This window comes from Williamsia muralis (assembly GCF_051487485.1).
GTDB lineage: Bacteria > Actinomycetota > Actinomycetes > Mycobacteriales > Mycobacteriaceae > Williamsia > Williamsia muralis_B.
In genome coordinates, this window is the sequence record NZ_JAHVCV010000002.1 from 588,591 (window position 1) to 615,306 (window position 26,716).

25 protein-coding genes are annotated in these 26,716 nt (G+C 65.4%); 12 read left to right on the top strand and 13 right to left on the bottom strand.

Annotation, left to right across the window (positions count from 1 at the left end):
* Positions 1-355 precede the first annotated feature (355 nt).
* The gene (locus KXR83_RS06235) at positions 356-1,483 is read left to right on the top strand and encodes a M23 family metallopeptidase (protein ID WP_437424063.1); all 1,128 of its coding nucleotides are present in this window, start codon (positions 356-358) and stop codon (positions 1,481-1,483) included.
* 381 nt (positions 1,484-1,864) lie between these two features.
* Here the strand turns inward: KXR83_RS06235 and KXR83_RS06240 are convergent, their stop codons facing one another.
* Positions 1,865-4,387 carry a UvrD-helicase domain-containing protein gene (locus KXR83_RS06240; protein ID WP_437424064.1) on the bottom strand — a complete coding sequence of 841 codons (2,523 nt, stop codon included), beginning with the start codon at positions 4,385-4,387 and terminating at the stop codon, positions 1,865-1,867.
* A gap of 150 nt (positions 4,388-4,537) precedes the next feature.
* Here KXR83_RS06240 and KXR83_RS06245 point away from each other — a divergent pair, with 150 nt between their 5' ends.
* Complete coding sequence (locus KXR83_RS06245; RefSeq protein WP_437424065.1) at positions 4,538-6,070, top strand: hypothetical protein; 1,533 nt, start codon at positions 4,538-4,540, stop codon at positions 6,068-6,070.
* A 40-nt stretch (positions 6,071-6,110) separates the two neighbouring features.
* Here the strand turns inward: KXR83_RS06245 and KXR83_RS06250 are convergent, their stop codons facing one another.
* Positions 6,111-7,943 (bottom strand): hypothetical protein, encoded by a 1,833-nt coding sequence (locus KXR83_RS06250; protein WP_437424066.1) that lies wholly within the window; start codon positions 7,941-7,943, stop codon positions 6,111-6,113.
* A gap of 92 nt (positions 7,944-8,035) precedes the next feature.
* On the opposite strand from KXR83_RS06250, the gene KXR83_RS06255 reads away from it, so the two are divergent.
* The 4 genes from KXR83_RS06255 to KXR83_RS06270 all read left to right on the top strand — a co-directional run bounded on the left by KXR83_RS06255 (position 8,036) and on the right by KXR83_RS06270 (position 11,152).
* Positions 8,036-8,341, top strand: a complete 306-nt coding sequence (locus tag KXR83_RS06255; protein ID WP_023962670.1) for a chorismate mutase — start codon at positions 8,036-8,038, stop codon at positions 8,339-8,341.
* A gap of 126 nt (positions 8,342-8,467) precedes the next feature.
* On the top strand, positions 8,468-9,874 hold the full coding sequence (locus tag KXR83_RS06260) for a sulfatase family protein (protein ID WP_437424067.1): 1,407 nt from the start codon (positions 8,468-8,470) through the stop codon (positions 9,872-9,874).
* 114 nt (positions 9,875-9,988) lie between these two features.
* Complete coding sequence (locus KXR83_RS06265) at positions 9,989-10,207, top strand: hypothetical protein (RefSeq protein WP_099381688.1); 219 nt, start codon at positions 9,989-9,991, stop codon at positions 10,205-10,207.
* Positions 10,208-10,381: 174 nt separating this feature from the next.
* The gene (locus KXR83_RS06270; protein WP_437424068.1) at positions 10,382-11,152 is read left to right on the top strand and encodes an FAD:protein FMN transferase; all 771 of its coding nucleotides are present in this window, start codon (positions 10,382-10,384) and stop codon (positions 11,150-11,152) included.
* A gap of 70 nt (positions 11,153-11,222) precedes the next feature.
* On the opposite strand, the gene KXR83_RS06275 is transcribed toward KXR83_RS06270, so the two are convergent.
* Complete coding sequence (locus KXR83_RS06275) at positions 11,223-12,146, bottom strand: formylglycine-generating enzyme family protein (RefSeq protein WP_437424069.1); 924 nt, start codon at positions 12,144-12,146, stop codon at positions 11,223-11,225.
* Positions 12,147-12,312: 166 nt separating this feature from the next.
* Between KXR83_RS06275 and pgi the strand changes: the two genes are divergently transcribed.
* On the top strand, positions 12,313-13,995 hold the full coding sequence (gene pgi, locus KXR83_RS06280; protein WP_437424070.1) for a glucose-6-phosphate isomerase: 1,683 nt from the start codon (positions 12,313-12,315) through the stop codon (positions 13,993-13,995).
* Positions 13,992-15,332 carry a hypothetical protein gene (locus KXR83_RS06285; protein ID WP_437424071.1) on the top strand — a complete coding sequence of 447 codons (1,341 nt, stop codon included), beginning with the start codon at positions 13,992-13,994 and terminating at the stop codon, positions 15,330-15,332. Before pgi ends, KXR83_RS06285 begins: the two co-directional genes overlap by 4 nt.
* A 6-nt stretch (positions 15,333-15,338) precedes the next feature.
* On the opposite strand, the gene KXR83_RS06290 is transcribed toward KXR83_RS06285, so the two are convergent.
* From KXR83_RS06290 to KXR83_RS06300, 3 genes are read right to left on the bottom strand one after another with little or no spacing between them, the layout of a single operon-like run.
* Positions 15,339-15,911 (bottom strand): TIGR03086 family metal-binding protein, encoded by a 573-nt coding sequence (locus tag KXR83_RS06290; protein WP_437424072.1) that lies wholly within the window; start codon positions 15,909-15,911, stop codon positions 15,339-15,341.
* On the bottom strand, positions 15,898-16,380 hold the full coding sequence (locus KXR83_RS06295; protein WP_437424073.1) for an SRPBCC family protein: 483 nt from the start codon (positions 16,378-16,380) through the stop codon (positions 15,898-15,900). The genes KXR83_RS06290 and KXR83_RS06295 overlap by 14 nt, the downstream gene beginning before the upstream one ends.
* Positions 16,377-16,736, bottom strand: a complete 360-nt coding sequence (locus tag KXR83_RS06300) for an ArsR/SmtB family transcription factor (protein ID WP_437424074.1) — start codon at positions 16,734-16,736, stop codon at positions 16,377-16,379. The genes KXR83_RS06295 and KXR83_RS06300 overlap by 4 nt, the downstream gene beginning before the upstream one ends.
* 143 nt (positions 16,737-16,879) lie before the next feature.
* Here KXR83_RS06300 and KXR83_RS06305 point away from each other — a divergent pair, with 143 nt between their 5' ends.
* Positions 16,880-17,851 (top strand): mechanosensitive ion channel family protein, encoded by a 972-nt coding sequence (locus KXR83_RS06305; protein WP_437424075.1) that lies wholly within the window; start codon positions 16,880-16,882, stop codon positions 17,849-17,851.
* Positions 17,852-17,854: 3 nt separating this feature from the next.
* On the opposite strand, the gene KXR83_RS06310 is transcribed toward KXR83_RS06305, so the two are convergent.
* A complete protein-coding gene (locus KXR83_RS06310; protein ID WP_400725775.1) occupies positions 17,855-18,388 on the bottom strand; it encodes a hypothetical protein in 534 nt (177 codons plus the stop codon).
* Between the two features lie 52 nt (positions 18,389-18,440).
* Here KXR83_RS06310 and KXR83_RS06315 point away from each other — a divergent pair, with 52 nt between their 5' ends.
* A complete protein-coding gene (locus KXR83_RS06315; protein ID WP_437424076.1) occupies positions 18,441-19,103 on the top strand; it encodes a hypothetical protein in 663 nt (220 codons plus the stop codon).
* Between the two features lie 202 nt (positions 19,104-19,305).
* Complete coding sequence (locus tag KXR83_RS06320; protein WP_437424077.1) at positions 19,306-20,736, top strand: ATP-binding protein; 1,431 nt, start codon at positions 19,306-19,308, stop codon at positions 20,734-20,736.
* On the opposite strand, the gene KXR83_RS06325 is transcribed toward KXR83_RS06320, so the two are convergent.
* The 4 genes from KXR83_RS06325 to KXR83_RS06340 all read right to left on the bottom strand — a co-directional run bounded on the left by KXR83_RS06325 (position 20,686) and on the right by KXR83_RS06340 (position 24,158).
* On the bottom strand, positions 20,686-21,360 hold the full coding sequence (locus KXR83_RS06325) for a response regulator transcription factor (RefSeq protein ID WP_437424078.1): 675 nt from the start codon (positions 21,358-21,360) through the stop codon (positions 20,686-20,688). The genes KXR83_RS06320 and KXR83_RS06325 overlap by 51 nt on opposite strands.
* A gap of 62 nt (positions 21,361-21,422) precedes the next feature.
* Positions 21,423-22,163: an SDR family oxidoreductase gene (locus KXR83_RS06330; protein WP_437424079.1), complete on the bottom strand. Its 741-nt coding sequence runs from the start codon at positions 22,161-22,163 to the stop codon at positions 21,423-21,425.
* A 10-nt stretch (positions 22,164-22,173) separates the two neighbouring features.
* Positions 22,174-23,274, bottom strand: coding sequence for a Ca2+-dependent phosphoinositide-specific phospholipase C (locus KXR83_RS06335; RefSeq protein ID WP_437424080.1), 1,101 nt, complete (start codon positions 23,272-23,274; stop codon positions 22,174-22,176).
* Positions 23,271-24,158: a DNA-formamidopyrimidine glycosylase family protein gene (locus KXR83_RS06340; protein ID WP_437424081.1), complete on the bottom strand. Its 888-nt coding sequence runs from the start codon at positions 24,156-24,158 to the stop codon at positions 23,271-23,273. Before KXR83_RS06340 ends, KXR83_RS06335 begins: the two co-directional genes overlap by 4 nt.
* Before the next feature lie 25 nt (positions 24,159-24,183).
* Between KXR83_RS06340 and KXR83_RS06345 the strand changes: the two genes are divergently transcribed.
* The gene (locus KXR83_RS06345; protein WP_437424082.1) at positions 24,184-24,930 is read left to right on the top strand and encodes a 3'(2'),5'-bisphosphate nucleotidase CysQ; all 747 of its coding nucleotides are present in this window, start codon (positions 24,184-24,186) and stop codon (positions 24,928-24,930) included.
* A 67-nt stretch (positions 24,931-24,997) separates the two neighbouring features.
* Here the strand turns inward: KXR83_RS06345 and cobF are convergent, their stop codons facing one another.
* Both cobF and KXR83_RS06355 read right to left on the bottom strand, forming a co-directional pair.
* Positions 24,998-25,774, bottom strand: coding sequence for a precorrin-6A synthase (deacetylating) (gene cobF, locus KXR83_RS06350; RefSeq protein ID WP_437424083.1), 777 nt, complete (start codon positions 25,772-25,774; stop codon positions 24,998-25,000).
* Complete coding sequence (locus KXR83_RS06355) at positions 25,771-26,577, bottom strand: SDR family oxidoreductase (RefSeq protein WP_437424084.1); 807 nt, start codon at positions 26,575-26,577, stop codon at positions 25,771-25,773. Before KXR83_RS06355 ends, cobF begins: the two co-directional genes overlap by 4 nt.
* Positions 26,578-26,716: the final 139 nt, after the last annotated feature.

Below are 26,716 nucleotides of genomic sequence, written 5' to 3' on the forward strand. Positions count from 1 at the left end.
CTCGTAGGTTTGTCCGCTGTTGGTGTTGCGAACCACAGCGACCTTAGCGTCGCCCCGAACAGCCACGATCACTACTCCCTGCAGCTTGTGCCACAGATCACTCGGGGCGTCGCCCGTTCCCGCTCACCGGTCGCCGATCGCGCCGACCTGCGACGCAGCCGTGAACAGCACCTAAACGCATATGTGATGCGCCTCACAACCTCCCAGCAATTCTCGCGTCCGGTTGCGGTCGTCGCAATCATTTCGTTACCGTTCCTGAGGTCAGAAGGTCACGGATCCGTCACATCGAGTTTCCGTACCGCCTGCGCGGATCACATTCATCGGCGCGGGCCAGTTGTCAGAAAGGCTCAAGCTGTTGGTAGTTCGCGATTCGATCACCGGCGATGTTGCGCATTCGCGCACTTCGGCTCTGACCATCGACGGCGAACGACCCGGTGATCCGCACGACAACTCCATCACGTCGATCATTCCCATCGATGACTTCGGTCTCGAGGAGTACGCCGACGGGCCACTGACCCAGTGGCGTAACGCCAGCGTTGACGGTGGCCGTCGCCGGGCAGGTGCCCGCCGATTCGACCGCGATGCCTACGACGCCCCGCGCCCCGCCGAGATCACGCAAGACATCATCGTCGCCGAGGTCGAACTCGACGAGATCCGCCATGATCATCCTTTCGAGGTCCACGGCGCCGAGTTCGATGATTTCGCACCCGCAGCCGATGAGTCGTCGTGGTCGCCGCAGAAACAGACTTCCCCGCGTCGCAGTGGCGGTAAACACCGCATCGCCGCGCCGCCGCAGGCCCTCAAGGGACGCGCAGCGTTGATGGCCGTCGCAGCCGGTGCTGCCGTCGCCGCCGCCACAGGTCAGTTCGCACAGCCTGCCGCCGAGCCCACCAAGTCGGCCGCTCCTACGCCCGTGGTGAACCCGATCAGCACTGACGAGAGTCTTGCCGCCGGAATCGCCGCTGCGCCCGCACCGGCCAACATGGACACCTTCACCGAGCAGCTGGCTGTCGGCCAGGAACTCGCCGAAGCGGCGCATGCGCAAGACGAAGCCGCGCGCATCCCCCTGTTCGCTGCCCCCATCCCGGCCGGCGCGTACACCTTCACCTCCACGTACGCGAACCGCTGGGGCTCGTTCCACGGTGGCATCGACCTCGCCGCACCCCTGGGCACTCCCATCCACGCTGTCACCGACGGCGTCGTGATCGAGGCCGGGCCTGCTTCCGGATACGGCAACTGGGTGCAGATCCAAGCGGAAGACGGCACTGTCACCATGTACGGGCACATGTCCGCAGGCGGCGTGCTCGTCAAGAAGGGCGACAAGATCATCGCCGGCCAGAAGATCGCCGAAGTCGGCAGCGAAGGCTTCTCCACCGGCCCCCACCTTCACTTCGAGGTGTGGAAGAACGGGACCATGAAGGTCGACCCAGCTCCATGGCTGGCGGCCCACGGCATCAGCCTGGCCTCCTACACCGGAAGCTGAGTCTCTCTTCCGTTACCTGGGAGCGCGAGCGTGCGCTCGAACTCGTCGACGCGATACCCGTAGACCGAGCATCAACCAGTAACCCAAGCGCTCCCGTTCGGCCGTTCGGGAAACTCGCCAACGCGATACCTGCAGACCGAGCGTGGCCAAGTAACCCGAGCGTTCGCCCTCGGCCGCTCGCAAAACTCGCCAACGCGGCATCCGCAGACCGAGCGTCGGCCAGTATCGCGAGCGCCCACCCGAGCCCGCTCGCAAAACTCGTCGACGCGATAGCCGCAGACAGAGCGTGAACCAGTAACCCGCCGGCACCGCACCCACAGGCCGGGTGAACGCCTGCACCGCAACGGCTTTCGACAAAACCGCCGACTTGTACCTACACGACTACAGCTTTTCGACGGGCAGGCCACCCAGTGACATGAGGGTGATCCGTCCGGCGCTTCCGAAGTCGAAGGTGACGCGCTCGGTGGGGCCGGCCCCTTCTTTGCCCACCACCTTGCCCATCCCGTACTTGGGATGAGTCACCCGGTCGCCAACGGTCACGTGGACCTGCTTGTTGCGACCACGGGTCGGCGAACCGAACGACTCCTGACGCCGCGAGCCCGACCCGAATGAACGGCCACCGAAACCACGACCCTCGCCGAAACCGCGGCCGTTGTCGCCGTAATCCCGGCCACCTTCACTGGTCATGCGCCCCATCCCACGCCGCGGCTCGGTGCGTCGCCAATCGATGAGATGCTGCGGAATCTCTTGCAGGAAGCGCGATTCGGGGTTCTGCATCGGCGATCCCCACGCCGAGCGGACCATTGCCCGGCTCAAGTACAGCCGTTTGCGGGCACGGGTGATGCCCACGTAAGCAAGCCTGCGTTCTTCCGACAACTCGGCGGGGTCACCGAGGGCCCGCATATGCGGGAACTGACCGTCTTCCCACCCGGTGACAAACACGACGGGGAACTCCAGCCCCTTGGCCGTGTGCAACGTCATCAACGTCACCACGCCGTCCTCGTCGTCGGGCACCTGGTCGGCGTCGGCCACGAGAGCCACACGTTCGAGGAAGGCCGCCAGCGACCCCGGCTCCGGCTCACCGTCGTCGGGTGTCAGACCGTCGTCGTCACCGTTGTCCAGTTGCGTCTCCGGCGGTTCGGCAGCCGCAGCTTCGGCACTGAACTCCCTTGCCACCGAGATCAATTCGTTGATGTTGTCGAGCCGCGCACCGTCTTGCGGATCCGATGAGCCCTCGAGCTCGTCCCGATAACCAGTGCGTTCGACGATCGCCTCCACCAGTTCGCCGATGTCGCCGGCCTCGCTACCCGCATCGACTGCCGCCACGTCGGCGCCGTCGGACCCGGCCGCACCGAAACTCGCAAGGAAGTCGTTCCGCAGGCCCTCGATGAGTTCGATGAACCCGGAAATCTGTTTGGTGGCACGGGTGTTGAGCAACGGCACCTTGCCTTCGGCCCCGTCGATCAGCGCCTGATAGAAACTGATCCCGGCGTTCTCCGAGTGGACGGCCACGCAGGCTTCCGCGCGGTCGCCGATGCCACGACGGGGAGTGTTCAGGATGCGACGCAGACTGACCTGGTCGTCCGGATTGGCGACCACCCGCAGGTATGCCACGACGTCCCGGACTTCTTTGCGCTCGTAGAACCGGACCCCACCGACCACCTTGTAGGGAATTCCGAGCCGGATGAACACTTCTTCGAGCGCACGTGAGGCGGTGTTGGTGCGATAGAAGGCCGCGACGTCCGAGTACCGGAACTCGCCCGTGTCGGTGAGGGCGTCGATCTCACGAGCGATGAACTGGGCCTCGTCGTGCTCGTTGTCGGCGACGTAGCCGACGATCAGTTCGCCATCACCGGAATCGGTCCACAACTTCTTCTCCCGCCGGCCCGCGTTGCGGGAGATCACCGCGTTGGCGGCCGACAGGATGGTCTGTGTGGATCGGTAGTTCTGTTCCAGCAGAATGGTTTCGGTGTCCGGGAAGTCGCGCTCGAACTCTTCGATGTTGCGGATGGTGGCGCCGCGGAAGGCATAGATCGACTGGTCCGCATCACCCACCACACACAGTTCCGAAGGGCTGACGTTTCCGACGCTTCCCGTTCCGACCATCTCCCGCACCAGCACGTACTGCGCATGGTTGGTGTCCTGGTATTCGTCGACCAAGACGTGCCGGAATCGGCGCCGGTAGTACTCCGCGACCTCGGGATGAGCCTGCAGCACCCCGACCGTCTCGCCGATCAGATCGTCGAAGTCGAAGGCGTTCGCCGCGCGCAGGCGCTGCTGGTATTGCCGGTAGATCTGGGCGATCGTCTGCGCGGCCGGCTCCCCGCTCTCCTCGGCGGCCGCGGCCGCACCGTCCGGGTCCACCAGTTCGTTCTTGAAGTTGGATATCGCGATCCCGACGCCCCGAGGGCTGAACTTCTTGGGGTCGAGGTCCATGTCGCGCACGATCATGCCGAGCAACCGGCGCGAGTCGTCCGCGTCGTAGATCGAGAAGTTGGAGTTCATCCCGGTCAGCAGCGACGCCTGGGCGCGCAGGATCCGCACGCAGGTGGAGTGAAAAGTGCTGACCCACATCCGCAGAGCCCGGGGACCGACCAGATCGACCACTCGCTCGCGCATCTCGGCGGCGGCTTTGTTGGTGAAGGTGATCGCGAGCACCTGGCCGGGACTGACGTCGCGCTCGGCGAGCAGGTACGCGATCCGGCGCGTGAGCACCGCGGTCTTGCCCGACCCCGCGCCGGCGACGATCAGCAGCGGTGACCCCGCATGCAGCACCGCAGCCCTCTGTTGGGGGTTGAGCCCATCGAGCAGCTCAACAGCACGCCGCGAGGGCGTACGGGTGTTTTCCTGCAGGTTTCCAGTGGCCAGACCCGGCAGCGACGGATTGGGAGCAGCGCTTTTCATCGTCTTACAAAGTTACCCGCTCGCCCCGACAACTCACGCCACCGAACCACCTGTCGGCCCACCTGGGTAGCATCGCCTCGACTGATGGTCAGTGGTCGCGGGCGTCTCGATGGGACGCCACTCGCGGCGGGGGTTTTCGGGCGGGGGCTCATGCGTAGCAGAACTGTGGCCGGTGCGGCTTTGGCGGCGGCTGTCCTGGGGCTGGTGGTGGTCCTGGTGGCGATCTTCTTACCCCGGACCGCCGATGGCTCCGCGTCGGCACCTGCTCCGATACTCGTGCAGAAGAACCTCACCGAAGCTGCCGGCCAATTCGCAGCCCACCCTGGCGCGAAATACACCGGGTCGGTGTCCTCCGACCGCGACAAGATCAATCTCGACGAGGTCGTGGTGTCGGCCGCGGGCGACCTGTCCGGGCGGATCAAGGTCGGCGGCGAGGCCGCCGAGATCATCGGCGCGAACGGTCAGACCTTCGCCAAGGGTTCCGCCGGGTTCTGGAAAGGCCAACTCGAAGACACCCCGAAGATCAATTACGAAGCGGTCGCGACCGGATGGGCGCAGCTCGACCCGGCCGTGTTCCCCGATCTGGGCGGTCTGCTGGCACCGCCGAACCTGGCCGGTGCGGTGGCGGGCGACGACAAACTCTTCGACCTCGCAGCGCCAGGTCCCGCGAACGGTCTGATCGGAACACCTGACGTCCGGTATCGGCCGGTTGGACTGCCCGCGGTAGTCGCCGAGAGCGACTCCGTCGTGGTGGCCGGGGACTCGCTCCGCATCACCACGCAGGATGACGGCGGCATCTCATCGGTCAGCGGCCCGCTCCCGGCCGGCGGCAACGTGTTCGACGTCGACCTGCAGGTCCAGAAAGCCGGGCCCAACGAGGTCGGCAGGGTGTACGACACCATCGGCGAGCAGACCGCCGCCCTCACTCACGTGCCGGCCCCCTACATTCGACCCGACTTCGCCGCCAGCGGCTTCCGGCTGTCCGTCTCGCCGTGCAGCCCACCTGTCTGCGAGTACATCGTCACCTACGTGGCTTCCACCCCGTCGCCCACCGGTCCAGGTTCGGCCACAGTCGTCGGCAACATGACGCTCACCCTCAACGGCCGTCCCGTCGGCGGGACCTGCGCCCATACCGTCACCGTTCCACTCAACGGCCGTGCCGAGTCGCGCTGCCCGTTCACCGTCCCGAATGAGGACGGCACGCTCAAAGGCGACGTCACCTACGTGTTCACCACCTTCCTGGATCAGGATCGTGGCGCGTTCGAGAACGCGCTCAGCGCCAACAAGAAGGCGGCGACCGCCGAAGCTGTGGGCACATGGAAACCAGCTGGGTTCAAGGAGACTCGGCAGGCGCGTGATCACAGCAGACAGGTCACCGGCGTGCCGTCCACATTCGTCTACGAGGTGAACGAGTACGCCTTCGATGGCCGGGCGCCCGACGGCACCCTCTTGATGACATTCGGCCCGGGCTATGCCGACAACATCGGCCGCGACGGCCTGCTCGGCTCCGACTGGGAGGGCACCGAGGTGCTCCTCGAGAACGCGGATCAGCAGCTCGAGGCAGCGGGTTCGACACCTGTCCGCTGGGTGTTCGCCGAACCGGAGGCCGCCGATGCTGTCGGGAAAACGCTCCAGTCACAAGGGGTTCGAGGTATCGCGACAGTCACGGTTGAGACGGGCTGACGGGCTGACGGGCCGGCGGGTAGACGGCGTACGAACCCGATCAGGGCGCACGCACGAGTTCGCCGACGCGGCCTTGGCCCACATGCAGTTGCAGGCCCGGCGTCACGGGACGCAACTGAACCTCGGTGCCCGACCCCTCGACCTGAACGAACACGGTGTGCAGCCCTGCCTCGACGGGCACCTCCAGCGACGAGGCCTCGGCCAGACCGATCCGCACGGTTCCGTCGGTGTTGGCGCAGTACGGAAGCGCCACCACCCAGGTCCAGTCGAGCAACGGACCGTTCAGGGGGATCGATGACGGCCCGGTGACCTCGGGTCGATCACACGCCCCGGCGCCTTCGCCGAAGGTTCTCGCGGCAGACACGTCGCCCGCCACCAGGCGGCCCTGGTCGTCGAGCACCTGCAGTTGGTCGGTCCACGGGCCAAAGGTGGGTCGCTGGTCGAGCGCAGCGAAAACCTTGCCCACCTGATTGTCGGGGTAGGTCACCGGCAGGATCACCAGCAGTGGGAGAGCGTGGTCCAGCATTCGTGTACCGGCCGCTTCCGCCAACGACGCTCGGGCATTGGCCATGTACTCCTCGGTCGGACTCGAGGTCCATTCGTCGGCGAACTCGGCGGTCGAGACCAACGAGCTTCCGATGTAGGCGATACCGACCATTGCGGCGGCGATTGTCGCTGACCGGGCCGGAAGGGCAGCCCTGTGCCGAGAGTGACCAGGTGCACCGGCCGCGGCGAGCCGGCGTCGAGGAGCCGACACCAGCAGCGCCATCGCAACCGTGATCACCAAGGCGGTGTCCGGCAAGTACCGCAGTGTCTGCGCCAGCTCGAGGGAAGTGAACTCGCTTGTCCGGCTCCAGAACAGCGGGATCTGCAACACGACGGCGTAAGCGAACACCGCTGCCAGGATCAGGGCCGCGCCGCGTCTGGTCCAGAGGACGTAGGCGACCGCCGCGATCAGGACCACCCAGCCGGCCGCGATCATCCAGTCGTGAGGTTGGGCCATGGGCGGGCTCGGGAGCCAGCGGGTCCAGAACCACGGCCCACCCACTCCGGCGGGCACCAGGCCCCGGTTGATCGACCGCCACGTGAGCGATATCGCCTGGCCGATCGAATGCCCGTCGGCGATCGACGTGGAGGCGAAGTAGAGGACCATCCATACGCCGGCGACTGCTGCCATCGCGATCCACAACTCGCGAGCCGCGGACCAGGCTGTACGGATGGGGCGCATGAGCCCGGGCCCGTCGGCCGACGAATTGATGTGAACCCACAGCACCGCGGCAACGGCGGCAACCGGCAAGATCAGCAGCGATTTCTCGAAGAACGCCAGCGCCACCACGAACACCACCAGCGATCGGATGATGATCCGGCGGCGATCGGCCACCTGCCCCCGGCAGAGCTGCACCACGTCGGCCACCACCACCGCCATCGCGAATTGCAGTGGCAGTGTGTTGAGACCCGCCGCCCACCACGTGTAGGCGGGCACGGTCATCGGGGAGAAAAGGAAGAACACCAGCGGCACCAGCAGAATCGGGCGGACGCGCCCGGCGATCACCACCACCATGCGCAGCACGGCCAGCGACACCAGGAGCTGACCGACCACGAGAGTGACCGCAGGTATCGCCCAGTTCAGCGGGCTCAGTTCGGTGATCACCCCGGCCACGAGGAATGCCCCGGGCATGAGATGCCCGTCGTGATCCTGCATCAGGTAGGACCATGACCAGATCGGCTCGGTCGACGCGCGGCCGATCAGGATCAGGTCGTCCCAGTAGAAGTATCCGCGCGCGACCAGCCATATCCGGATCATGGTCTGGGCGGCGATCAGAGCGAGGGCAATCCACACCACCGTGCGCGCCGAAGGCTTGACGGTCAGCACCTGGTGGGCCGTCCGATCCCTGAGGTCCCCGGTCGTCGATTCACCGGACCACTCTTACCAGCGCCCCGATACTGCGTGGCACACTTGGCTCCGTGACTGCTGACCAGCCGATTGATCTGTCCGGCTTCGATTTGGGCTCTGACGTGGGCGACCTTCCGGAGAGCATCGACGACCTGCGCGCCGAGATCGATCGTGTCGACGCCATCATCCTGGCCGCCATCAAGCGGCGCACCGCGGTGTCCAAGCGTATCGGCCAGGCCCGGATGGCCTCCGGCGGCACCCGCCTGGTGCACAGCCGCGAGATGAAAGTGCTCGAGCGCTTCAGCGAGCTCGGCCAAGAGGGTCACACGCTGGCGATGATGCTGCTCCGGCTGGGCCGGGGACCACTCGGCCGGTAGCCCTACCCTGCCCGTCACCCAGGTGGCGGAGTTTTACCCACGCCGATCAAAAGTGTGGCCCGGCCTCCGGGTTACTTGCAGGATTGGCGACTTGATCCAAACGCGCACGGACACGGTGGGATGAATATGCCTGAGAACGTTCTGTTGATCCATTGGCATGACCTCGGTCGCCATCTCGCCTGCTACGGGGCCGAAGGTGTCGAGAGCCCGACCATGGACGGGCTGGCCGAAGACGGCATCCGGTTCACCAACGCCCATTCCACCGCGCCGCTGTGCTCCCCTGCCCGTGGCTCATTGTTCACCGGCCGGTACCCGCATTCCAACGGCCTCGCCGGGTTGGCGCACCATGGCTTCGAGTATCACGACGACGTGCAGACCCTCCCACAGGTACTGGGCGACAATGGTTGGCGCACAGTGTTGTTCGGGATGCAACACGAGTCGAGCGACCCCACCCGGCTCGGCTTCGACGAACTCGACGTCTCCGATTCCGAATGCGACTATGTGGTGGCGCAGTCTCAGGAGTGGTTGCGTGACCTCGTTGCCGACCCCGATCGTGCGTCGAGTCCGTTCCTGCTGACGGCCGGCTTCTTCGAGACCCACCGGCCTTATCCGCCCGACGAGTACAAGCACGCCGACCCCAAGAGCATCGTGGTCCCCGATTTCCTACCCGATGCGCGGCCGGTGCGCGAAGATCTCGCGGGCCTGCACGGCTCGATCACCAAGGCGGATGCGGCGGTGGGCCGACTTCTGGACACGGTTTCCGAATTGGGGCTCGACCGCACCACCTGGATCGTGTTCATCACCGACCACGGACTGGCGTTCCCGCGGGCAAAATCCACCCTGTATTCCGAGGGCACAGGCGTTGCCCTGATCATCCGGCCGCCGTCGGCCCGGAACATCACCCCGTTTGTGTACGACGATCTCTTCAGCGGTGTGGATCTCACGCCGACCGTGCTCGAACTCGTCGGCGTCGACGTTCCAGAGGCTGTCGAGGGGTTCTCTCATGCCGATCCGATCGCTGCGGGTGAGATCGCCTCGGTACGCACCGAGGTGTTCACCGAGAAGACCTACCACGACAATTTCGACCCGATCCGGGCTGTTCGCACCGACCGGTTCTCCTACATCGAGAACTACGCGAGTCGCCCCGCGCTGAGCCTGCCACTCGACATCCGCGACAGCCCGTCGGCACGGGCTCTCGACGGGTCGCAGGACCTTCCCCGCGCACCGAGGGAACTGTACGACCTGGCCGCCGACCCTCTCGAGCTGAACAACCTGATCGACGATCCCGGGTTGTCCGACGTCGTGGCCGACCTGTCCGAACGGTTGACCAGGTGGCGCACCGAGACCGGCGACAACCTCCCGTCGGAGACCGACGGGAACTCGATCGCACATGACTTCATGACCCGCTACCAACGCCAGCTCGACAAGGTCGACGTCGACCACGCCGACCGCTCGCTGCCGTCGCGTCGCACCCGGGCCGACGAGCGCGAGCTCCGCAACGTCCCACCCCGGCACACCCAACACAGTCACTGACGAAGTTCCCGGCATCGGCCGGGAACAATCCACCTCGGCCCCGTCTCTTATCTCCGAATGCAGCAAACGAGCTGCAGTACCGGAAGATTCACTCCCCCGAGAAAAGAGACCGCCATGGAAAGCCAGTACTTCGACACCGACTACGACGGCATCGTCGACACCATCGTCACCGACACCAACGGCGACGGCTACGTCGACGTCCAGGAGTGGGACACCAACGCCGACGGCTGGGCCGATGAAGCCGAGTACGACTACAACTACGACGGCTATGTCGACGAGTACGCCTCCGACACCGACTACGACGGTTTCTACGACGTGGTGATCGCGGCCTGACCGCCATCACGCCAGCCGGGTCACTTCAGCAGTGAGGTGACCCGGTTTCGTTGTTGCACAGCTCAGACGTCCCCATGATCGTCAGGTTGCTCATCGTCGGCTCACAGCCGCTTACCAGGTTCGGCGCGCAAAATTGTCTTCACCAGCGACACACCGACCAGAGCAGGTACGACGATGATTGCCTCCGCAACCCTCTTCGGTCTCGACACCGATATCGCGGTGTCGGTCACCGACCCCAACTGTCTCGACCGCGCCGTGCGGCACACCCGCTCGCTCGCACGGCGACTCGACGAGACGATCAACCGTGGGCTCGGCAACGCCGAGATCATCGCGCTCGACCTGGCCGACGGAGAACCGGTGATGGTGTCGTCACTTCTCGATCAGGTCATCATCGAAGCCCTGTTCTACGACGACCTCACCGACGGCGCCACGCACGCGGTCCTGGGCCCTGCGACCAGTTCACCCGTCCCGCCATGGCATCGGGTGAACATCGGCGGCGCGGCGACAACAATTCCTGCCGACCTGAGACTCGACCTGATGGCGACCGGCCGGGCCTTCCTGGCCGATCATGCTGCCGAGGTACTCGCCCGACAGCTCGGCTGCGGTGTCCTCATCCGGGTCGGCGCTGTCGCGGCCACGGCCGGCGAGGCCCCGTCCGGCGGGCAAGGCACCGACGGACGCTGGATCGTCGACATCAACGACGTGCGCATCCCGGTCCCTGCTGGACAGGCAACGGCCAGAGTCGGTGACAGAGGTGACGCCGCCGGACAGGTGACGATCGTCGCCCGCAGCGCGGCCATGGCCTACGCCGCAGGGCTCTACGTTCTACGGACACCCGCCGACCCCTCGCCCTGGCTACGTGACCATGGCGCAGGGGTCCGCAGCGACCAAGAAGGGGCCGCAGATGCGCGACCGTACGGCGGACTTCCGGTGGCCGCAGCGTGATCGGTCACTGCCCAGGCCGCTAAGGCACACCTGGCACCACGACTATCTGCCGCAAGGTATCTGCCGACAGTCATCTTCCGACGGTGCGGAATCCGGCGTTGCCCATCGACGATTCCGGGGTGTTGTGCGACCGCGCCGAGTTCCGATAGCGATTGCAATACGAGTCGTGACAGAGATAGGACCCTCCGCGCAACACACGCGCGCGTCCCCGCTCGGGACCGACAGGGTCGACCACATCGCCGCTTCGGTAGTACCGGGGATCGAATCGGTCCTCGCACCATTCCCAGACGTTCCCGGCCATCTGCCGCAACCCGAAACCGTTGGGCGCGAATGCTGTCACCGGCGCCGTCCCGACGAATCCGTCATCCCCGGTGTTGTTCGAGGGGAACTCGCCCTGCCAGATGTTGCATTGCCAGGTCCCATCGGCCGCCAGCAACTCATCTCCCCACGGGTAGCGGGCGCCCGCGATCCCGCCTCGCGCTGCGTACTCCCACTGGGCCTCGGTGGGTAGCCTGCGCCCCGACCACTCGCAATATGCCTGTGCGTCATGCCAACTGATGTGCACGACGGGATGGTCGCCGAGGTCGTCCAGACCGGACGTAGGACCGAACGGGTGCGCCCAGTCCGCTCCGGCGACAGCGAGCCACCACGGCGCGGTCGGAGACCCGCCCACCACATCGCTGCCCTCGGCCACCAGTGAATGGAAGACGGCCGATGATCCCTGCCGCTCGGCCACCGTGGTGTAGCCGGTGGTTGTCGCGAACTCCGCGAAGTCGTTGTTGCTCACCGTGACGGCGTCGATGTCGAACGCGCTGACCGCGACATCGTGCAGCGGCGACTCCCCGTCTGCGGCAAACCCGTCGCCTGTCGAATCACCCATGGTGAATGTCCCGGCCGGAATGCTCACCTGGGGAACCCGGTGCGTGCCCCGGCCCTCGACGGTGGTCGCCGACAACTCCGGCGTTCCTTCGGACCGTGGGGTGCAGCAGGACATGGGCCCATCGTATTCGGCGGCCGGTGACACCGGAGTGTTCGCCGACGTATCGCGAACAGTTCGACCGCTCGCCGCGAGCCGAGCGCTCGATCTGGATAGGCTGACGGTCGAGGTCATCCTCAGTGCAGATGTGCAGTTCGTAACCGACGAAGGGGTCTGTCGAAAAATGAGTAGCGTCCCGAGCGAGTCCGCCCGCGAGTTCGACCTGACCGGGTCACATGCCTGGCAGCAGCTGTCGGCCCACCAGTCGCACGTGTACGCGATGCACCTTCGCGAGGTCTTCGCCGTGGACCCCAAGCGCGGTGCCGAGCTGACCATCGATGTCGGCGACCTCCACATCGACTACTCCAAGCATCGCGTCCTGCGCGAGACCCTCGATCTACTGCTCGACCTCGCCCGCGAGGTCGGTCTGGAAGAGAAGCGCGACGCCATGTTCTGGGGCGAGCACATCAACACCTCCGAAGACCGTGCGGTGCTGCACACAGCACTGCGGTTGCCACGCGACGCCACGCTCAAGGTGGACGGCCAGGACGTGGTGCACGACGTCCACGAGGTGCTCGACGCGATGGGTGAGTTCACCGACAAGCTGCGTTCGGGTGAGTGGAAAGGACACACCGGCAAGCCGATCGAGACCGTTGTGAACATCGGTATCGGTGGTTCCGACCTCGGGCCGGTGATGGTGTATCAGGCATTGCGTCACTACGTCGACACCGCGATCCGCTGCCGGTTCGTGTCGAACGTCGATCCCGCCGACCTGGTTGCTACCCTTGCTGACCTCGATCCGGAGACCACCCTCTTCGTGATCGCCTCCAAGACCTTCACCACGCTGGAAACGCTCACCAACGCGGCGGCGGCGCGTACTTGGCTGCTCGAGAAGCTGGGCGCCGGACCCGAGGCCGTCGCCAAACACTTTGTCGCCGTGAGCACCAACGCCGAGAAGGTGTCAGAGTTCGGCATCGACACGGCGAACATGTTCGGCTTCTGGGATTGGGTCGGTGGGCGCTACTCGGTGGACTCCGCGATCGGGCTGTCGGTGATGGCGGCGATCGGCAAGGAGGCCTTCGCCGATTTCCTCGCCGGTTTCAATGTGGTCGATCGGCATTTCCGCACTGCGCCGCTGCACCAGAACGCGCCGGTCATCCTGGGCCTGATCGGCCTCTGGTATTCGAACTTCTGGGACGCCGGAGCCCGTGTGGTGCTGCCCTATTCGAACGATCTCTCCCGGTTCGCCGCGTACCTACAGCAGCTCACGATGGAGTCGAACGGTAAATCGGTCGACACCCACGGACACCACGTCACCACGGACACCGGCGAGATCTTCTGGGGCGAGCCAGGAACCAACGGGCAGCACGCGTTCTACCAATTGCTCCACCAGGGCACCAGGATGGTCCCGGCAGACTTCATCGGTTTCGCCGAGCCCACCGACGACTTGCCGACGGCTGACGGCACGGGCAGCATGCACGACCTGTTGATGAGCAACTTCTTCGCTCAGACAAAGGTTCTCGCGTTCGGCAAGACCGCAGACGAGGTCGCCGCCGAAGGCGTCGACCCGCATGTGGTGGCGCACAAGGTCATGCCGGGCAATCGGCCTTCCACCTCCATCCTGGCGCCGAAGCTGACGCCGTCGGTGGTCGGTCAGTTGATCGCCCTGTACGAGCACCAGGTGTTCGTCGAAGGTGCGATCTGGGGTATCAACAGCTTCGATCAGTGGGGCGTCGAACTCGGTAAGACGCAGGCGAAAGAACTACTCAAGATCATCACCGATGACGAATCCCCTGCACCGCAGGATGATACGTCCACCGACTCACTGACCCGCTGGTACCGTACCCACCGGGGCCGCACCGCGTGAGAGCACAGGGGCGCCATATCGGCGCACCCCGACGAATCCATCGGCTCGGGGTGGCCGATGACATCTTCTGGCGAACCCACCACGGGATGGGCATCCCCACCTCGATGCAGGGACTGTGGCGCTTCGACACCGTCCTGACCCCTGCGGATCTCGAGCCGATGTACCAGGCACTGGCCGCCGGTCCACTGACGCGACGCGTGGTGCGCGGGCGGGTGTGGCCGGCGCGGAGCAGCTTCGTCCACGGTGCAGAGCTTGCCCCGATCCATTCGGAGACCGAACCCCTGCCCCCCGGCGGGATCACGGAGTGGGCCGACTCCCGAGGCAACACCACCCTGGACATCGACACCGGCCCGGTGTGGGAACTCTCGGTCGCCACACTGTCCGAGGGCGGCAGTGTGGTGTCGTTGCTCTGTTCACACGTGGTCGCTGACGCCCTGTCTCTGGTCCGTGCCGTGCAGATCGCCTCGGGTGCAGCGCCTCCCGTCGATGAGGTCAACGATCTGCCCACCGTGTCCGATGACATGCGAGATGCAGCAAGACAGCTGCGGGCGGTCGTCGGGGGTGTCGCACGAAGCCTGTGGAAGGCGATGATCGACTCGCGTCGGCGAGGCGAATTGTTCGCGGCGGCAACTTCATCCGGGCCGATGCCCGCGAAAACCGAAGGTGCTCCCACCTGGCGTGAACCGACAGCCATCTTCTCGATCGATCTCCGCTCCTGGCGCGAGGTGGCAGAAGCCAACGGCGGTACCACCAACACATTGTTCACAGCGCTGATAGCCGAACTGGTGTTGCACGTCCGGGGTTCGGGCCCGGTCGAGTTGATCATTCCGATCTCGCTAGGTGGTGCTGCCGGGAATTCGCTGACGGCGGCGACGGTCTCGGTGTCGACGATCGACGAGTGCCGGGACCTGACCGGTCTGCGCACCCGAGCGCGCCTTGCGTTTCGAGCCGCAGGGACCGGTGTGGGCATCGGTCCGCCGGCAGGAATGCCCGAAGAACTGGTGCAGGTGATCGGTCATCGGGCTGCCCACAGGCTGATGCCCGACCCAGGGTCACGCGATGGTCTGGCATCGAATCTCGGTGCGCTCGACGGCATGCTGACGATGCTCGCCGGTCATCGCGGCCGTGCCATCGCCGCCCGGTCGGTGCATGGTGGACTCACCGGGCGGCACTGTGGGAACACCCGGACATCAGTTGCCGGGTGGGCCGCCACCACGGGCAACTGCCTCACGTTCTGTGTGGGAACGCCTGATCCGGCAGTCGCGCGCAGCGAGGATCTACGCCATCTGGTCGACCAGACCCTCGCTCGATGGGATCTGACAGCGACGTACTGGTAGTCGAGGTCAGAGGGGTGCCCAGTCCGGGTTCCGGCCGATGAAACCGAGCAGTCTGGTCTGCGCATCGGCGTCATCTGACACCGGCACGCGGGCGCCGTATTGTCCCGATGACCGCATCATCTCTTCGGCCGGCTCCATTCCTGCCAGCAGTGCGGCACAGAAGTCGGGGTCGAGGCGGTCATCCTGGCCGGTGGCACGGGCGATGTCCCAGGTGTGCATGAACACGTCGGCGGTATAGAACTGGTCGATCGCACGGCCGAGCGGTACGTCGCCGATATGCGGGTTGCTCAGGACCGAGTCTTCGGTCGCCGGATCGTCGAGCACCGCCTGCACGCCGTCACATTGGGTGAGCCATGCCCCGACCGGGTCGTCGTCGACGCTCGGCCCGGACGGCAACCGAACACCGCTGCCGCCGGCGAGGAACGGTGGGAACCACTCTGTCAGGTGGCGCACCACATCTCGGGCCGTCCAGCCGGCGACCGGTGACGGCACATCCCAGGACTGCGTGCCCCGGACGCGTTCGCTGAAGACCCGGCAGACCTCACGGTGCCGTTCGGCGGGTTGATCAGACAGCGTCACTGGTCAGCATCTCCTCGAGTTTGGCGTATCCCTCGTTGACGCCGACCTCCATACCGCTCCGCAGCCAGGCGTCCCGGCCCTCGAAACTGTCCACCAGCGATTGCGTGCGCAGTCGGGTGCGTCCGTCACCGAGGTCGTCGAACCACAGGGTTTCCAGGGCCACCCCATCAGGATCACCCTCATAGGTGAATGTCTGCACGATGCGGTCCGGCCGGATGTCATGGAAGCAGCCGCGGAAAGCGTATTCCTCTCCGTCGCGGGTGGATACGAACCGCCAGCTGCCACCGGAGCGCGCGTCCCATTCGTCGATGCGTGTGTCCAAAGCGCTGGGACCGATCCACTGCGCGAACAGCTCGGGATCGGTGTGGGCCCGAAGCAACTGCTCGGGCGTCCCCGCGAACTCGCGGGTGATGCGAATGATCGGCACGTTCGGATCAGCCTCGATCCTCGCTTCGGTGGTGGTGCTCATGCCGTGTTTCCTTTCTGCTCGTCGTTGCCTGACTCTGTGTCGTTCACATGCGCGAGGACTGCGTCGAGGCGGCGATATCGCTCCTCGGCGCGGCGCCGGTACCGCTCGATCCAGTGGTCCATCAGGTCAAAGATCTCGGCTTCGAGTCGAACGGGCCGGGGCTGAGGCCCCGGGGGTCGTGTCACCACTCCCGCGTTTTCCAGAACCTTGAGGTGTTTGTAGACCGCCTGAAGCGAGATCGGGTAAGGGTCGGCGAGTTCATTCACCGTCGAATCACCGGCCGAGAGCCTGGTCACCATGTCGCGCCTTGTCGGATCCGCAAGCGCGGCAAAGATCCGCGATAGTTCGTCCACCACACCGGCCTCCCATCCTCGTCTTTCAACCTTTCGGTTTAAACCACGATATATCGCTACGGACGCGCGAGTCAACCACTAGGTTGAATGAGTCGAACTCGGCGCTGCGGGTTGACCCACGACAACAAGTACGTACCGTCGGACCAATGAGTTTTTCCGCCTCCGAGGTCCACTCGTTCGAATGGACTGATACCAACCGACTTTGGCTGATCGAGAACCCCATCCGGATTGTGATCTATGTCCTGGCCGGCCTGGCCGTCAGGTATGTCGCACACCGAGTGATCGACCGTGCCACCCGGCGGCCACGGGCCACCGGTGACGGTGATGCACACCAGAAGCCCGCGATCGTGCGCCATCTGCGCGAACGAACTCCCAAGGCGCTGCGTGATCCCCAGGTGATCGAACGGCGACAACAACGGGCCGAGACAATCGGTTCGGTGCTCAAATCCACAGCCTCGATCCTCATCCTGGTGTGGGTGGTGCTCACCTGCCTGAGCGTGGTGCAGGTGAACATCGCACCGTTTCTCGCCTCCGCCGGACTTGTCGGTCTGGCCATCGGTTTCGGTGCCCAGAACCTGGTCAGGGATTTCGTCTCGGGCGTCTTCATGCTGCTCGAAGATCAGTACGGAGTCGGCGACATCGTCGACCTCGGTGAAGCCATCGGCGAGGTGGAAACCGTGGGGTTGCGTGTGACCACCGTCCGGGACATCGATGGAACCCTCTGGTACGTCCGCAACGGCGAGATCGTCCGGGTCGGCAACATGAGCCAGGACTACGCCGTGGCCCGGGTCGAGGTGCCCATCGCCCACAACGTCGATCTCGAACGCGCCGAACAGGTCACACTCGACGCCGCGCACGAGGCAGTGGCCGACGAATCCACCGCCCGGGACGTACTCGGCGCACCCGAAATGCTCGGTGTGCAAGAGATCTCGGCTGACATGGTGACCTTGCGAGTGCTCATCAAGACCCGACCGAACGCACAGTGGTCGCTGCAGCGCCGCGTCCGCAAGCAGATCTTGGAAGCCTACGAGGCGAACGACATTCGTCTGCCGTACCCCAACGGCCGGGAACTGGGCCCGTCGGCACTCGTCAGCGCCGGCGAGGCTCCGGGCTCCTAGCCGTCACTCCCAGCGGGCCTGATCGAACAGTTCGTCGGGAATGGGGTCGCCTGGTTGCACGTCAAGAGCTTCCAGGCGACCCATGATGACGGCTGCCAGCGCCACGTGGGTGACCACGTCACGGGGTTCGGTCACCCGTTCGTCGGCAGACCCGCCGATGAACTCGAGCTCCACAGTCGGCGCGCACGTTCCCATCGGTATCTCGCGGTGTCCCGTCTCGGCGAGCCATGCCGAAAAAGCCTCGCCGTCAACGGCATCGGTGATGTCGCCGCGGTCGATAGACGCCATCAGCTCGGGAAGCGTTGCGAGCTCGCCGCTGTCGCCGGTCGACGGGTCGAAGCCGAAGACCTGATCGGGGGCCACGTCCGGTTCCTCGTCGAGGGTGAAGTAGAGGATGCCCCGCCAATCGCCCGCGTAGCAGGTGATGTCGTCGCGACCGAACACATCGCAGAGCAGATCACTCATGCGTACTTGGCGTTCGCTGCCGTAGAGCTGGAATGCGCCGCGACCGTAGACCTCGCCCTTTCGTTTACCCATACCGCTCACCCTACGTCGCCCGTCATCGGCGTCCAGCACTTACGATCACCGCATGAGTGTGCGTTCCACTGTGGTCATTGCAGCCCTCAGCGCAGTCGCCATCGCCCTGGCCGGTTGTTCGAGCAGTGGTGACGACAAAGAACCGGCTCCCGCGAGTCCGAACGTCACCGTGCCGGTGTCCGCCGAAGTCACCTTGCCCGCCGGACCTCCGGAGCGGACCGAACCCGGCGACTCGCTGCTGTGGTCGCAGACAGCAGTTCTGCCGGCCGATGCGTTTCGCCCCGAGCAGCAGTTGGCCGGGTTCACGGTCACCGGCATCGAGCCCGGAGCCGAAGGTGACCTGCCGGAGTCGTTCACTCACGGCGGCACACCTTTCTACGTGCGCCTCACCATCACCCAAGCCGTCGACCGGCAGCGCAACACGATGTCGACGGCGGGGTTCGCGGGCAGCGCCGACGGGATCACGCCGGCACTCACCCTCACACCGCCGGACGGGTTCGCGAAATGCCAGGCGGGCGAACGCCCGAAGACGTTGACCAAGGGTCAGTCGTTCGCCACGTGCCTTGTGGCGCTTGCCGATCCGGGCACGCAGCTGAGCAGGGTGATCTACTGGGCCGACACCGGAGAAGAACCCTTCGACTACAAGTCCGCCCCCGTGGTGTGGTCGGACGGGACCCCCGTGGTCCCCTCCGGTTCGGCCGCTCCGACCAGCTGATCGACCGACGCGACCGGGCTCCGGCGGGATCCGCCCGCACGTGTGCGGGTGTTCGCCTGAAGATCCGCTGAAAGCTCCCGCTGGCCTGCGATGAACGGCCCACCTACCATCGAGGCAGCCCTCAGCAAGGAGTTCGGTACAGGTGTCAGCCGACAGGACACGCGGTGTCCGCGCGATGTTCCGCCGCGATCAGGGAGTGCGCATGCGCTCCACCGTCGTCGCGACCATCATCGTTGCGCTTGCACTGATGACCGGTGGCGCCCTGATGCTGTACATGCTGCACCGCCACCAAGACCGCACGATGTACGAGTCGACGGGTTCACGGTCGTACGAAATAGCCCGCCAGATCGATGAAGGTGGCATCGGCAACATCGCTCCCCGGTTGCTCGCCCCCACCACGGGCGTGGACATCATCCAGGTGGTGAACGCGAACGGCGTCGTGGTGTTCAGCTCGCCCGACTCCGACGAAGATCCCATCTACCCCGTCTCCCCCGGGTGGTGGAAGACCGAGCGTTTCGACGTCGAGGTTGCCAGCCGATCCGGGACGTACTGCGGACAGGTGACCGGCGCCCAATGGCAAGGTGTCGACTACAACGTGATCACCGCGGTCTCGAAGCAGCCCTACCTGTCCGGGTTGCGCGGCACCGCAGTGATTCTCGCGATCGAGTTCCCGCTGATCATCTTGATCGCCGGTGCGGCGGTGTACTACTTCGTCGGCCGCGCGCTTCGGCCGGTCACCCGCATCACCGAGCAGGTCGAGGCCATCACGAGTTCGGACCTGAGCCGGCGGGTCCCTGTACCCACCACCGACGACCAGGTGACCCGGCTGGCCTCCACCATGAACACTATGCTCGAACGGCTCGAGCAGAGCCGGGACAGTCAGCTGCAGTTCGTGGGCGACGCCTCGCACGAATTGCGTTCGCCGCTCACCACATTGGTGGGCATCCTCGACCTCGCCGATGACACCGACTCAGCCGTGGACGTCGACACCGTTCGCACGATCCTGCTTCCCGAGGCCTTGCGAATGAAGACCATGGTCGCAGATCTACTGCTCCTGGCACGTGCGGATGAGCGCGGTATCCCGTTGATCGTCGACGAGGTGGACCTCGATGACATCGTCGGCGCCGAGGCCCAGCGGCTCCGTTCACTCGGGTTGGCAACAGTGGTCGCCGAGGTGACACCCATCCGGGTGATCGGCGATTCGGAGAAACTGACCCGCGCGGTTCGCAACGTGACCGACAACGCTTCTCACCACGCGAACACCACGATCACGCTGTCGATGAGCGAGGACGTCGGGGCGGGTACCGCCACGATCGAGGTGGCCGACGACGGCCCCGGTGTACCGGCGGAAGCTCGCGCCAAGATCTTCGATCGCTTCTACCGCCACGACAATGATCGCGGCCGGCACTCCGGCGGATCGGGGCTCGGCCTGCCCATCGCAGCCGAGATCGCGCGGGCGCACGGCGGATTCATCGCCGTGTCGGACACGCCGGGCGGCGGGGCCACCTTCAGCATCACCATCCGGACCGAGACCACCATCGCGGCCGAGACCGGCATGGCCGCCGCCGGCAGCCCCGAGCCGTCACTGGTCGTCGGACAGGCAGTATCCGGATCCGCGCACAGTGCGGATTGAGTCCAGCCCGAACGGAACGTCGATGCGCTTGCGGAGGTAACGCACGTACACCTCGACGATGTTGACGTCCCCGCCGTAGTTGTCATCCCAGATCGCTTGCATGATCTGCGTTTTGGTGACAACCCGGCCCTTGTTGCGCATCAGGAACTCAAGCACCGAGTATTCGCGAGGGGTGAGTTTGATGTGCTCACCGTCACGGGTCACACCGTGGTCGGAGGGATCGAGCCGCAGACTCCCGGCGGAGAGAACCGCCGGTCGCTCTTTGCCTCCGCGGCGCAGCAGAGCACGCAGACGCGCCTTGAGGACCACCACCGAAAAGGGCTTCACCAGGTAGTCGTCGGCGCCGTAATCCAACGCCTCTGCCTGGTCGTATTCACCATCCTTGGCGGACAGCATGAGCACCGGCGTCCAGACCTGCCGCGCACGCAGTGCTTTGATCACCTCGTACCCGTTCATCTCCGGCAGCATGATGTCGAGCACCATGACGTCGAACTCGTTCTCGGTTGCCTGCCACAGGCCGTCGGCCCCGTCGCGGGCGATCACGACACTCCACCCGTCACTCACCAGCATCCGGCGAACTGTCTCTGCCGCGCGGACGTCGTCCTCGACCACCAGAACGCGCACCTAGCCGACCTCCGACCCCGATTGTGTCCCACAGGCCAATGCCTGCGGCGAGCATAAACGTGTCAGAGCAACCTGCGGGTGATCCCGGCCGGGAGATGACGAAGGGCCAGATCGATTCCGGTCCACGGCCACCGTGGCACCACGGCACGAGCGCGTTCCGACTCGATCGCGGCGACCAATGCCTGCACCCCGCTGTCTCTGTCGGCCATCAACTTGGTCTTCACCCCTGCGTTGATGTCTGTGGAGATGTACCCGGGCAAGATCACGCTGACCTTGATCGGCGAACCTGCGAGCTCGGCCTGTAAGCCCTCACCCAGAGCCGACAGACCCGCCTTCGACGCCGAATATGCGGCTTGCGCCTTCGGCAGACCTCGGACCGCACTCATCGAACTGATCAGGACGAGGTGGCCCGCATCCTGCGCTCGGAAGATCTCCATCGCGGCCTCGATCTGTGCCAGCGCACCGATCAGGTTGGTCTGTACGGTCTCGATGTTGGCGTGTGCCTTGCCGGTGCCCAGTGGGGCTCCTTTGCCCAGGCCGGCGTTGACGATGACGCGGTCGAGCCCACCAAGGTCCTCGCGCAACCGCCGGAACGCGATGGGTACCGACGCGGTGTCTGTCACGTCCAGCTGGGCCACCGCAACACGGCCGCCCCGCCCGGAGAGCTCGGTCTGCAGGTGTTCGAGACGGTCGATGCGGCGGGCGCACAACGCCAGGTCACGACCCTGCGCTGCATAGGCTTTGGCCATACCCTCGCCCAATCCCGAACTGGCGCCCGTGATCAGGATCTTGTTGCGTGTCATGGCCGTGAACTTACCTGCCCCGTCCTACGCCGGTGACGACGGACGGGTTGACCCGAACGGGCACACCACCGGGAAGCTGAGCACTGAACTCGCCATCACCCCAGCGAAAAGCCAGACCGGGTTGCGGGAAGTCGGTACTTATCATGTGCGCGCCCGAGTCCAGGGCGGCAGCCACCCGGTTGTGCTGGTTCGCCTTCGCAGTCGAGACCGGGTCGTCGGAGCGGGTGCGTACCAGGTATCCGCGGCGCACGAGATCGGTGATGTGAGCACCGTTCGCACCTCGTGGATCGTTCACCATGATGAACGCCGAATCTGTCTCGGCAGGAGGCGGAGTGGTGAATGCCACCCGCCCCTCCAGGTTGGGCCGGCCCGCTCGATAGTTGTCCCGGACGTAGGTGTTGTCGCCGTAGTCGAGAAAGAACATCACGTGCCCACGGACGTCGTCGAGAAGTGGCCAGCCGCTTGTGAGCACGGCATGTTCCAGCGTCTCGGCGTCACCGCGCACCCGGTCCGGGGTGATAATCCGATGGTCGGCGAACACAGCCCGGATCTCCCGGTCGAGGTCGTCCAGAACCGTTGTCGTCCAACGTGGTACCCGAGCGCCACCGGTCAGCCGTGCCCACGGCCACGACCCTTTCAGTTCGAGTTGAACCACGATCGGGACATGACCGGGGTTCGACGCGGACCATGCACTGATGGTCTGCAGGGCGCCGGCCAGCGTCGGGCAACTGGTGCGGTAGTCGGCGTCGGGGCCGTGCATCACCTTGAAACCCGGCTCATCCCACAGAGTCTCGGGACGGGGACCACGGCGGCGCCACCGCCTGGCCAGCGGGTGGCGGTACAAGCCGCCCTGTGGGTCGGGATACACATCCAGCTCGAGGCCCCGCACCGCCTGCTCGCCGAGCTGACGGTCCAACGGCAAATGTTCATACCGATACGAGTCGAGGTTCGATCCCATCAGCCAGGTGAACCGTTCGTCCGGCGACATCAGCTGATGACTCGAGTTGTGCGTCGCCATGAACTGGATCTCGTTGAGCCGCAACCCGGATGGCAGTGGATCCGTCTCGTCCTCACCGCAGTGAACAGGGGCCGGTCTGTCGGATGCGGTCACTTGAGCAGTCGTGACATCCGGCGATCGGCCAGCACCTTGCCGCCGGTCTGGCACGTCGGGCAGTACTGGAAGGAACGGTCGGTGAAGGACACCTCACGCACGGTGTCGCCACACACCGGACAGGGCAGACCTGTTCGCGCATGCACTCGCAACCCGGACCGCTTCTCGCCCTTGAGCCGCGCTACCTCTTGCCCCTCGAGACGGCCGATGGCACCTTCGAGCACGTCGTGGATCACGTCGTAGAGCTCGTCGATCTGGGCAGCCGACAACCCCTTTGCGGTCGCGAACGGCGAGAGCTTGGCGGTGTGGAGGATCTCGTCGCTGTAGGCGTTGCCGATACCGCTGATGGTGCGCTGGTCGGTGATCACCGTCTTGATGCGCGCACTCGTCTTGCCGAGCAGGGCGGCGAGTTCGTCACGGCTCAGAGCAAGCGCGTCCGGGCCGAGTGTCTTGATCCGTTCGACCTCGTCCAGGTCGCGCACCAGCCAGACTGCAAGACGTTTCTGTGTGCCCGCCTCGGTGACGTCGAAGCCCTCGCCGGGCAGACCGCAGTGCACGCGGAGTGCGATCGGCCCTTTTCCTCCGGGGCGCGGCGGGGCGGGTGAGAGGTTGTCCGACCATCGCAGCCATCCGGCGCGGGACAGGTGGATGATCAAGTGCAACCTGGCGTTCGCATCGCCGGGATCGGTCGCAGCGGTGGTGATGACCAGGTATTTCCCGACTCGTCCCACCGACTCCACGATGCGACCGGTGAGGGCCGTGTACGGCGGGTCGGCCGTTTTGAGCACTGCCAGCGACGCCACGTCGACTCGTCGGATGGGCAATCCGGCGGCACGGCCATCAACGTAATCGGCGATGGCCTGCACCTCAGGTAACTCAGGCATGTAGACAGTGTGCTCTAGTAACCAGATGCGCTCTACTGGTTCGGCGTCGGACGCCGAGTTGGCCCGACTACTGGCCGAAGGCGCCGGCAAGATTCTCGTCGACATCCGCCACGAACACCTGCTGCAGGGTCGACTGCTCGGCGACGTCGGAGATGCGATGGCGCAGACCTGGATCGCCGCGGTGCTGGCCGAACATCGCCCCGCCGACGCAGTTCTGTCCGAGGAGGCACGCGACCCCGCCGGCCGTCTGCGCGCCGACCGGGTCTGGATCATCGACCCCCTCGACGGCACGCGCGAGTTCGCTTCCGGGCGCAACGACTGGGCGGTGCACATAGCTCTGACGATGGGTGGTCAGCCCACCGATTGCGCGGTGTCGCTGCCTGCGATCGGTCAGGTGTTCGCCACCGACACCGTGCCCGTGGTCGAGGGTGAACTCACCGGCCGGATGGTGGCCTCACGCGGTTGGTCGTCGTACGAGGCCGACCACGTCTCCCGCCGCCTCGGTTTGCAGATGATGCCGATCGGGTCGGCGGGCGCCAAGGCGATGGCCGTGGTGCGCGGTGATGCCGACGCCTACGTCCACGCCGGTGGTCAGTACGAGTGGGACAACTGCGCGCCGGTCGGAGTCGCCCGGGCTGCGGGTCTGCACTGCAGTCGCATCGACGGTTCGGAACTCGAATACAACCGGCCCAGCCCGTTCATGCCCGACTTCATCATCTGCCGCACCGAACTACGCGACCCGATCCTCGCTGCCCTGGACGAGATCCTCTAGCCCAGCTCCCCGGAATTGGTGGGTTCGGGCGAGCAAACCCGCAGGTCAACCTCACCCAAACCCACCATCATCGGGGTTTGCGGAGCAGGTAGATGTCCATGATCCAGCCGTGCCTCTCCCGCGCGGCAGTGCGGACGTCTCGGATCTTCTCCCCCACCTCGCCGACTGTCCCGTCGATCAGGATCTCGTTCTCGGTTCCGAGGTAAGCACCCCACCAGATGTGGTCGAGAGCATCTGCGGTGTCCAGGAAAGCGCAGTCGGCATCGAGCATCACCACCTGGTTGGCGGCCACCTCCGCCGGGGTGTCGGCGAGCTTGCGTCCGGTGGTGATGTGGATGGGTTCGCCGATCCGGTTCAGCAGGATCCGATGGGCCGCGGTGAGCGACGAGACACTGGAGATCCCTGGGATGACGCGGTAGTCGAGAGCGATGTGCCCACGACCGATGATCGTGTCGACGATCCTCAGGGTGCTGTCGTACAGGGCGGGATCACCCCACACCAGGATGGCCCCCACCCCTCCCTCTGGCAGTTCGTCGATGAGGGCCCGCTCGATGAGGTCGGCCCTGGCGTCGTGCCATCTGCGGACCTCGGCGGCGTAGTCGGCGGGATTGCGATCGCGCGGCGGGTCGGGCACCTCGACGAACCGGTAGCCGCCCTCGAGATATCGCTCGCAGATCTCCTGACGCAGTCCCACCAGCGACTGCTTCACCTCGACACCGCGTTCGGGGGCCTTGTCCAGGACGAAGAACACCTCCGCCGACTTCATCGCCTCGATGGCCTCGATGGTGACCTGGCGCGGATCACCGGGGCCGATACCGATGACCAGAAGCGTCCGCTCGGTCACGGCCGCGCCTTGGGCAGGTTGTGGAATCTGCTCGTGATGTCGAGGATGGCCCGGCGCGGCAGCACACGACGAAGCGCGAACACGATCGGCGCCCGATTACCCTTGGCGTACAGCGGTTTTGGATCGGAACTCAGCGCCGCGTCGACCACGACCTCGGCCATCTCGACAACGCCGAGACCGGCGTCCTCATTGCGGCGGGTGGCCGCAGCAACGATGTCGTACTCGCGTCGGTAGGCGGAGTCGTCGGAGATGAAGTAGCCCCGGCGGTCGCCGATGCCGGTGGCGATGGTACCGGGCTCCACGGTGCAGATGGCGACGCCGAAGGGCGCGAGTTCGCGACGGGTCGCGTCGGCGAAACCTTTGATGGCGCATTTGGTGGCCACGTAGGTCGACCGGAACGGCAGAGGAAAACTCGCCAGCATCGAACCCACCATCACCACGGTGCCGCGACCACGCTGACGCATCCCTGGCAAAACCGCCTTGGTCAAGGCGATCGGACCGAAGACGTTGGTGGCGAACAGCTTCTCGATCACCTCCATGGGGGTGTCCTCGAGCGGCCCCATCTGACTCTCTCCGGCGTTGTTGATCAGGATGTCCACCGCACCGGCCTGCTCGGCGCATCGGGCAATGCTGGCCGGATCGTTCTGGTCGAGCTCGAGATAGCGGACGCCGGGGATGGGATCGGTCACAGACTCGGGGTGCCGGCTGGTACCCAGCACGGTCAGCCCCCGAGACACCAGTTGACGAGCTACTTCGGCACCGATGCCACTGGAAGCGCCGGTGATCAGCACAGTTCGGGTCATGCGAACACAGTAGGCGGTTGCCGACGGCTGACCGAAAGCGTCCGCCGACGATGAGTTTTCGGACCGACCACGGTCAGTTCTCGCAGGGTGGCCAATAAATCAGTGGCGAACCTGGGAATTACCTGAGCATCCTTTGGGT

What these genes read in the sequence shown, in the direction of transcription:
- KXR83_RS06240 (WP_437424064.1), bottom strand. Translation starts at nt 4,387, where the DNA reads ATGAAAAGCGCTGCTCCCAATCCGTCGCTGCCGGGTCTGGCCACTGGA.
- KXR83_RS06245 (WP_437424065.1), top strand. Translation starts at nt 4,538, where the DNA reads ATGCGTAGCAGAACTGTGGCCGGTGCGGCTTTGGCGGCGGCTGTCCTG.
- KXR83_RS06260 (WP_437424067.1), top strand. Translation starts at nt 8,468, where the DNA reads ATGCCTGAGAACGTTCTGTTGATCCATTGGCATGACCTCGGTCGCCAT.
- KXR83_RS06265 (WP_099381688.1), top strand. Translation starts at nt 9,989, where the DNA reads ATGGAAAGCCAGTACTTCGACACCGACTACGACGGCATCGTCGACACC.
- KXR83_RS06270 (WP_437424068.1), top strand. Translation starts at nt 10,382, where the DNA reads ATGATTGCCTCCGCAACCCTCTTCGGTCTCGACACCGATATCGCGGTG.
- KXR83_RS06275 (WP_437424069.1), bottom strand. Translation starts at nt 12,146, where the DNA reads ATGTCCTGCTGCACCCCACGGTCCGAAGGAACGCCGGAGTTGTCGGCG.
- pgi (WP_437424070.1), top strand. Translation starts at nt 12,313, where the DNA reads ATGAGTAGCGTCCCGAGCGAGTCCGCCCGCGAGTTCGACCTGACCGGG.
- KXR83_RS06295 (WP_437424073.1), bottom strand. Translation starts at nt 16,380, where the DNA reads ATGAGCACCACCACCGAAGCGAGGATCGAGGCTGATCCGAACGTGCCG.
- KXR83_RS06305 (WP_437424075.1), top strand. Translation starts at nt 16,880, where the DNA reads ATGAGTTTTTCCGCCTCCGAGGTCCACTCGTTCGAATGGACTGATACC.
- KXR83_RS06310 (WP_400725775.1), bottom strand. Translation starts at nt 18,388, where the DNA reads ATGGGTAAACGAAAGGGCGAGGTCTACGGTCGCGGCGCATTCCAGCTC.
- KXR83_RS06315 (WP_437424076.1), top strand. Translation starts at nt 18,441, where the DNA reads ATGAGTGTGCGTTCCACTGTGGTCATTGCAGCCCTCAGCGCAGTCGCC.
- KXR83_RS06320 (WP_437424077.1), top strand. Translation starts at nt 19,306, where the DNA reads ATGCGCTCCACCGTCGTCGCGACCATCATCGTTGCGCTTGCACTGATG.
- KXR83_RS06330 (WP_437424079.1), bottom strand. Translation starts at nt 22,163, where the DNA reads ATGACACGCAACAAGATCCTGATCACGGGCGCCAGTTCGGGATTGGGC.
- KXR83_RS06340 (WP_437424081.1), bottom strand. Translation starts at nt 24,158, where the DNA reads ATGCCTGAGTTACCTGAGGTGCAGGCCATCGCCGATTACGTTGATGGC.
- KXR83_RS06345 (WP_437424082.1), top strand. Translation starts at nt 24,184, where the DNA reads ATGCGCTCTACTGGTTCGGCGTCGGACGCCGAGTTGGCCCGACTACTG.
- KXR83_RS06355 (WP_437424084.1), bottom strand. Translation starts at nt 26,577, where the DNA reads ATGACCCGAACTGTGCTGATCACCGGCGCTTCCAGTGGCATCGGTGCC.